The organism is Myxococcus sp. AB036A (assembly GCF_006547355.1).
Classification (GTDB): Bacteria; Myxococcota; Myxococcia; order Myxococcales; family Myxococcaceae; genus Myxococcus; species Myxococcus virescens.
Genome location: NZ_VHLC01000186.1, coordinates 1 through 6,524, shown reverse-complemented (window position 1 = coordinate 6,524; position 6,524 = coordinate 1). Strand labels below are relative to the sequence as shown.

7 protein-coding genes and 1 pseudogene are annotated in these 6,524 nt (G+C 70.3%); 7 read left to right on the top strand and 1 reads right to left on the bottom strand.

Features of this window, described 5'->3' with window-relative positions; all coding sequences use genetic code 11:
* From FL344_RS37580 to FL344_RS37570, 3 genes are all read left to right on the top strand, one after another.
* A partial coding sequence (locus FL344_RS37580; RefSeq protein WP_141259087.1) for a helix-turn-helix transcriptional regulator occupies positions 1–327 on the top strand: 327 nt, incomplete at its 5' end.
* Between the two features lie 107 nt (positions 328–434).
* On the top strand, positions 435–926 hold the full coding sequence (locus FL344_RS37575; protein WP_141621886.1) for a DUF962 domain-containing protein: 492 nt from the start codon (positions 435–437) through the stop codon (positions 924–926).
* Between the two features lie 9 nt (positions 927–935).
* Entirely contained in the window at positions 936–1,451 is a 516-nt protein-coding gene (locus FL344_RS37570) for a DUF962 domain-containing protein (protein ID WP_141621885.1), read from the top strand.
* A gap of 22 nt (positions 1,452–1,473) precedes the next feature.
* Here FL344_RS37570 and FL344_RS37565 read toward each other — a convergent pair whose 3' ends face one another.
* Positions 1,474–2,763, bottom strand: coding sequence for an adenylate/guanylate cyclase domain-containing protein (locus FL344_RS37565; protein WP_228565655.1), 1,290 nt, complete (start codon positions 2,761–2,763; stop codon positions 1,474–1,476).
* 188 nt (positions 2,764–2,951) lie between these two features.
* Here FL344_RS37565 and FL344_RS37560 point away from each other — a divergent pair, with 188 nt between their 5' ends.
* The 4 genes and pseudogenes from FL344_RS37560 to FL344_RS37545 all read left to right on the top strand — a co-directional run.
* Entirely contained in the window at positions 2,952–3,686 is a 735-nt protein-coding gene (locus tag FL344_RS37560; RefSeq protein ID WP_141621883.1) for a 16S rRNA (uracil(1498)-N(3))-methyltransferase, read from the top strand.
* 110 nt (positions 3,687–3,796) lie between these two features.
* Complete coding sequence (locus tag FL344_RS37555; RefSeq protein WP_090484944.1) at positions 3,797–4,063, top strand: GlsB/YeaQ/YmgE family stress response membrane protein; 267 nt, start codon at positions 3,797–3,799, stop codon at positions 4,061–4,063.
* Positions 4,064–4,255: 192 nt separating this feature from the next.
* Positions 4,256–5,842: an RDD family protein gene (locus FL344_RS39610; protein WP_228565654.1), complete on the top strand. Its 1,587-nt coding sequence runs from the start codon at positions 4,256–4,258 to the stop codon at positions 5,840–5,842.
* A 52-nt stretch (positions 5,843–5,894) separates the two neighbouring features.
* Positions 5,895–6,524 (top strand): annotated as a pseudogene (locus tag FL344_RS37545) (FrgA protein); the annotation flags it as partial.

Genomic DNA, 6,524 nt, shown 5'->3' with positions numbered 1-6,524 from the left:
ACGCCCCCCTTCCTGCAACAGGTCCGCGATGCCCTCCGCGCCTCCCTGCGGGACGGAGCGCCGCAGATGGGCGACGTGGCCCGGCAGCTCCACGTCAGCCCCCGCACCCTCCAGCGCCGGCTCGCCGAGCACGCCACGTCCTTCCAGGACGAGGTCGACGCAGTGCGCCGTGAGCTGGCCTTCGACTACCTGAGGGACGCGCACCTGGGGGTCAGCGAGGTGGCCTTCCTCCTGGGGTACTCGGAGCTGAGCACCTTCGACCGCGCCTTCAAGCGGTGGACGGGCATGACGCCCCGCGTCTGGCGCGAACGGCCCGAAGCGGGCTGAGGCCGGGTGGCGTGCTCGGCCAGGAGATTGGCGTCCGCGGCCAGGAAACCCCGCGCCACTTCCCCTACGCTGCGGAGCATCCACACCCCTTCGCTTCCGGAGGACGCATGCTCAAGCCCCATGTCGTCGCCCTCTTCGACGAGTACTACTCCTCGCATCAGCACCCGACGAACCGGCTGACGCACAAGATTGCCATCCCGCTCATCGTGCTCCACATCGTCGCGATGCTGGACTGGGTGCACTTGATGGCGGTGCCCGCGATTCCCGGCGGCTCGCTGACGCTGGGCATGGTGGTGTTGGCCCTGGCGGCCGTCTGGTACCTGCGCGCCGACGTGAAGCTGGGCTTCATCGTGGTGCTCTTCATGGCCGCGTGCTTCCCGGTGGGCCGGATGATGCCCACGTGGAGCGTGGTGGTCATGGCCGCGTTCGCGTGGCTGGTGCAGTTGGCCGGACACAGCGTGTGGGAGAAGAAGTCGCCTTCATTCCTCACCAACCTGGTGCACGCGCTGGTGGGTCCGCTCTTCTTCGTCGCGGTGCTCCTGGGGGACTACGTCCTCAAGCCGCAGCAGCAGGCCGCCACCACGCCGGTCCGCGCTTAGTCCCACGCCATGACGAGCTTCGCCGACAAGCTGCGCGTCTGGTTGCCCCTGCATGAGAACGGCGTCAGCCGCGCCGTGCACTTCGTGGGGGCCTACATGTTCATCTTCGCGTTGCTCGTCCCGCTCAGCTTCGTCCGGCTGCCCGTGGGTGACGCGGCGCTCACGGCGGCGCACGTGCTGCTGCTCGCGGTGGTCCTCTACGCCGTCTCCCTGGAGTGGACGGCGGGGCTGCTGATGGCGCTGCCACTGGCGCCCACGCTGCTCGCCGCGGAGGCCGTCGTCGCGAGGTTTCCGGTGGGCACCGCCGCCGCGGTGGCGGTGGGCGTCATGGCCGTGCGCTTCGCGCTCGTCGTCGGCGCGCACGTCGCTTTCGAGAAGAAGACGCATGGCCTGTCCCTGGGCGGGCCCCTGCTCTTCTTCATTGAGCCCGTGTACCTGCTCACCGTGGCCCTGTTCTCGCTGGGCATGAAGCAGACACTGCGGTCCGAGGTGATGACGGCCCCTGGCGTGTCACAGCCCGCCTGAGCCCCCAAGCCGCGGCGAGGCGCTACGTGCCCGCCGCGGCCTTGAGCACGGGCGGGACGTCCTCATGGGTCCGCGGGCCGTGCAGGGAGTAGACGACCACGGACTCCCGCCGGCCCTTCACGTGCGCTTCGCCCAGGCGCTCGCCCGTGAAATGCCCGCCGCTCATCTGCCACGTCCGCTCGCTCACCAGGATGTCCACGCCGTGGGACTTGGTGAGGCCCTCCACGCGAGACGCCAGGTTCACCGCGTCACCGATGACGGTGTACTCGTGCTGCTCGGCGCCGCCGAGCATGCCCGCCGCCACCATGCCGGTGTGCAGCCCGATGCCGATGCGCAGCGGCGGCAGGCCTCGCTGCACGCGCTGAGCGTTGATGTCCTCCAGCTTGGCGCGCATGTCGAGCGCCGCCCGCATGGCCAGCTCCGCGTGGTTCTCGCGCGCATCTGGAACGCCCCAGCACGCGAGCATCCCGTCGCCCAGGAACTTGTTCACGATGCCGTGGCGCGCCATGACGATGTGGGCCATGTGCCCGAAGTAGTCGTCCAGCAACTCCAGCACCTGTCCCGGGTCCAGCGTCTCGCTCAGCGTGGTGAAGTCGCGGATGTCGCTGAAGAGGATGGTGACGTCGCGCTGCACCGGCTGGAGGGAGTCATCCCCCAGTTGCATCACCCGCTCCACCACCTGCCGGGGCAAGAAGCGGGACAGGCCGTCGCGACGCCGCAAATTGAGGAACATGCCACCCACTTCCGAGTTCGTCAGCGCGATGAGCGCGCCCAAGGCGCCGTAGCAGATGAGGACGAAGCTGATGCGCGCCACCGAGCCGTGCCCCGTCATCCACGCGAGCAGCGCGTAGGCGCCGCTGGACAGCACCGTGGATAACAGCACGTGCCACCACGAGTAACGCACCACGGAGAACGCCAGCACCATGCCCAGGCTGGCGCACAACATGCCGGCATCGAAGACGCCGGAGATGCGCCAGGTGTGCCACGCCATGAAGGAGAAGAAGCTGGTGTCCGCCAGCGTCGTGGGCACGGGCAGCCACCGGGCCCGCTTCGGGTGCGGCTTCTGGAGCAGCAGCACGGCGATGGCGACGACGGAGAAGAGCACGTACGCGGCCATCACCTGCAGGCGCACGCCGTCCACCGGTGCCGAGTACGTCTCCCCTCCGCCCCAGGCGATGACGACCTGACTGACCGCCATCAGCAACACCACCAGGACGCGGACGATGGCCACGCGGCGCTCGCCCTGAAGCGAGCTGGTTGCCAGCACCACATCTTCGTTGGAGTGTGATGTGGCTTTGTCGCTGCGACGCATGGTGACGAGCACTGCCCTCTATCGTGCCTCAACTCCCCCACGAACAGCGAGGACCCTGGGCTTCCGCAGTCAGCGCATCTTTTGAGCACGCCAGGACGCGGACGGAGCAACTGTCTGCCAACCTGACACCTTGAAGTCGGTGGCCCCCAGGGTCAGAGTCCAGCCCCCCGCGCTCTGGAGAAATCGCCTTGGTCCGCCTCTTCGCCCCGTTGCCCGAGCCCGCTCCCGCCGAAGTGGAGCTGACCGGCGAGCGTCGTCACTACCTCCTGCATGTCCTGCGGCTGGAGGAAGGCGACGCGCTGGAGGTCTTCGACGGGAAGGGCCGGGCCTTCGAGGCCCGCGTGGCCCACGTCACGCCAGATGTCGTGCGCGTGACGTTGGGCACCGCGCGCGTGGCCCCCCCGCGCCGCGAGGTCAGCATCCTCCAAGGCCTGCCCAAGGGCGACAAGCTGGAGCTGGTGCTCCAGAAAGGCACCGAGCTGGGCGCCACCGCCTTCCACCCCGTGGCCACGGCGCGAAGTGTCGTGAAGCTCGAGCCCAAGCGCGCGGAGGAGCGCACCTCCCGGTGGACGAAGATTGTCGAGGAGGCCGCTCGGCAGTGCCGCAGGAACGACGTGCCACGCGTGGCCACGCCTGCCCCACTGCTGGATGCGGCTCGCTCGCTGACCGCGGGCACCGTGCTGCTCGTGCTCGACGAGGAAGAGTCGGCCGTGCCCTTGGGCGAAGCGTTCCGGGCCGCGGGCGCGGGCACCGCCGTGGCACTGGTGATTGGCCCCGAAGGGGGGCTTGCGCGTGAAGAAGTGGATGCCTTGATGGCCCTGGGCGCGCGGCCAGTCACCCTGGGCAAGCGCATCCTCCGTACCGAGACGGCGGCGCTCGCGGCGCTGGCGGTGATGATGCACCTGGACGACGAACTCGGGTAGCAGGGGGGCAGCCGAGCGCACGGAGTGGGCGGTTCACACTGTCCGAAGATGATTCCTACGTTTCTGCCGTAGGGGACCTCAGGGGGACCCTCAACACAGGAGAGACACTCATGGGGATCATCGCATTCATCGTCATCGGCCTCATCGCGGGTCTCATCGCCCGCGCCATCCTCCCCGGGAAGCAGAGCATGGGGCTCATCGCAACGACCTTGCTCGGCATGGTCGGTTCGCTCGTGGGCGGCCTTGTCGGTTCGCTGTTCCAGCGTGATGGTCGGCTCTTCGACCTGAGGCCCTCAGGCATCATCATGTCGGTGATTGGCGCAATCGTCGTGCTCCTGCTGGTGGGCGCAGCCGGGCGGCGACGGGTACATGCCTGAGAGTGAAGGACTCTCCACGCGACGTCCCCCCGAGGGATACGCGCATGACACGGTGATGAGCCCCTGACGGTCCTTCGAGCAAGGGACCTCGGGGGCTCGCACTTTTCTTGCCCCCGGCTCATGGCTGTCTTTTCATGTAGCAGTCGTCCAGCCGGGAGGAGTCCGTTGTCCAAGTGCTTGAAGTGCGGTGCCATGCTTCCACCCGTGGGTGAGTGCGCGGCCTGCGACACCGTCACTGTCCGCTCACCCGGAGTGCCCAGCCTCCTCGATCGCGATATCCGCATCGACCGCCGCACGGAGCAACGCGAGGAAGAGCTCTCGACGCTCCCGGGCACGCCCGCGTTCGCCGACCTGGCGCAGCATGCGCCGCCGCCTCCGCCTTCCGTCGCCCCCCTGTCCACGCCGCTGCCGGGCCCCGCCATGCCTCGCGCGGCGCAGCCAGCCGCCACGCCCCGGCCACTGCAACAGCCGGGTGCCGCCGCCCTCCGCGCCGCGCAGCCGGGTGCCGCGCCCCAGCAGGCCGGTGCCGCTCAGCCAGGTGCCGCTGCGCCTTGGGCCGCCGCTCCTCAGCAGGCCGCACCCCGCGCCGCGCAGCCCGGTGCCGCCGCGCCTCAGCAGGCCGGAGCCGCGCAGCCGAGTGTCGCCGCGCCTCGCGCCGCGCAGCCCGGTGCCGCCGCGCCTCGTCCCGCTCAGCCCGTCGCCGCGCCCCAGCAGGCCGCGCCCCGCGCCGCTCAGCCCGGTGCCGCACTGCCCCACGCCGCGCAGCCGGGTGCCACCGCGCCTCAGCAGGCCGCGCCTCGGTCCGCGCAGCCTGGCGCTGCACCTCCGCACGCGGGAGCCACAACGCCTCACGCCGCGCAGCCGGGTGCCGCGCCGCGCCCGCCTCAGCCCGGTGCCGCCGCGCCTCGCGCCGCTCAGCCCCAGCCCGCGACGGGTTCCCCCATGACGCCGGCCTATGGAACGCCGCCGGTGGCGCCCGCGCCGCACCCGCAGGCCCCGGCACAGCTGGCGGCCCCTGCGATTGCGCCCGTTGGCCTGCCCCGCATGGAGCAGGCGGCGCCTCCCGCGGGCCTGCCCCGCATGGAGCAGGCGGCGCCTCCCGCCGCGTCCACTTCCGGACTGCCTCGCATGGAGCACGTCGAAGCCGCCTCCACGGGTCTCCCGGTGATGGAGTCCCCGGCCGCAGCCCCTTCGGCCCTGCCGAACATGGAGCCGCTCCTCCCCGGCGTGTCCGTAGGGGTGGCGCGCTCCGAGGCCATCAAGGCGCCCCCGTCCAAGGCCCAGGTCAAGTCCGCCTCGGGCGTCACGGAAGTGCACGCCCGCCCAGCCTCCCTGTGGCGGCGGCTGCTCTCCTTCACCATCGACACGGCGGCCATCGCCGGCGTGGCGGCGCTCTACCTCACCCTGGCCTCGTCTGTGACGGGGCTGAAGACGCCGGAAGCGGGGCTGACGGGGCTGGATGCCTTCGTGGCCTGGCTGCGCGCCTTCCACACCATCCTCCTGCCCGGGTTTTTCCTCGTTCTGGTGCTCGCGCTCGTATACTGCGCGGTGGCGGCCTTCCTCTGGAATGGCCGGACGCTCGGACGGCTGCTCCTGGGCCTGCGACTGGTGGACACACATGGGATTGCCCCGGCACCGGGACGAGCCATCGTGCGCGCCCTGCTTTCCGGCGTGTCCTTCGTCTTCTTCCTTGGTGGCTTCTGGATGGCGCTTTTCGACCGGCGCGGGCAGACGCTTCATGACAAGCTGACGTCCACCTTCGTCGTTCAACCGAGCTGACCCACCGGCTCATTGTGCCTTGCGGCCGCGGCCGTAAGATGCCGCGTCCTACATGCCCGCCCGTCTCGCCCAGTTCCTCGTCTCACGCATGCTTCTCACGCAGGAGAGGGCGGGGGAGGTGCTGCGTCAGCACCAGACCCTGGGCGGGCAGGTGGACTCCGTGCTGTTGGAGCAGGGCATCGCCAGCGAGGCGGAAGTGCTCGCGATGCTCGGAGAGGTCTCCGGCTTCATGCCGGTGAACCTGATGGACTTCGAGCCCAATCCCGAAGTCGCCTCCTTCATCCCGCCCAAAATCGCCGAGCGCCTGTGCGTCGTCCCCCTGTCCCTGGACGGAAACACGCTGCACGTCGCCAGCGGCTACCCGGTGCCCAAGAAGGAGCTCGACGAGGTCGGCTTCCTCCTGGGCAAGCCGCTCGAGCTCTGGGTGGCCACCGAGGTGCGCGTCCGCGAGTGGGTCTCCACCATCTACCGCCAGCCCCTGGCCCTGCGCTTCGCGAAGCTCGCGGCGGCGTTGGATCCGGAAGCCCAGGCGGCCCCACCGGCGCCGCCGCCCGCTGCGGCCATGGAAGAGGAGTCACTCACCACGGACATGGTGGAGCGGTTGGCGCGCTCCGTCGCGCAAGAGCCCCTCGCCGTGGAGACCAGCGCCGCGCCCCAGGCCGCGGCCCCTCGTCCCGAGGCC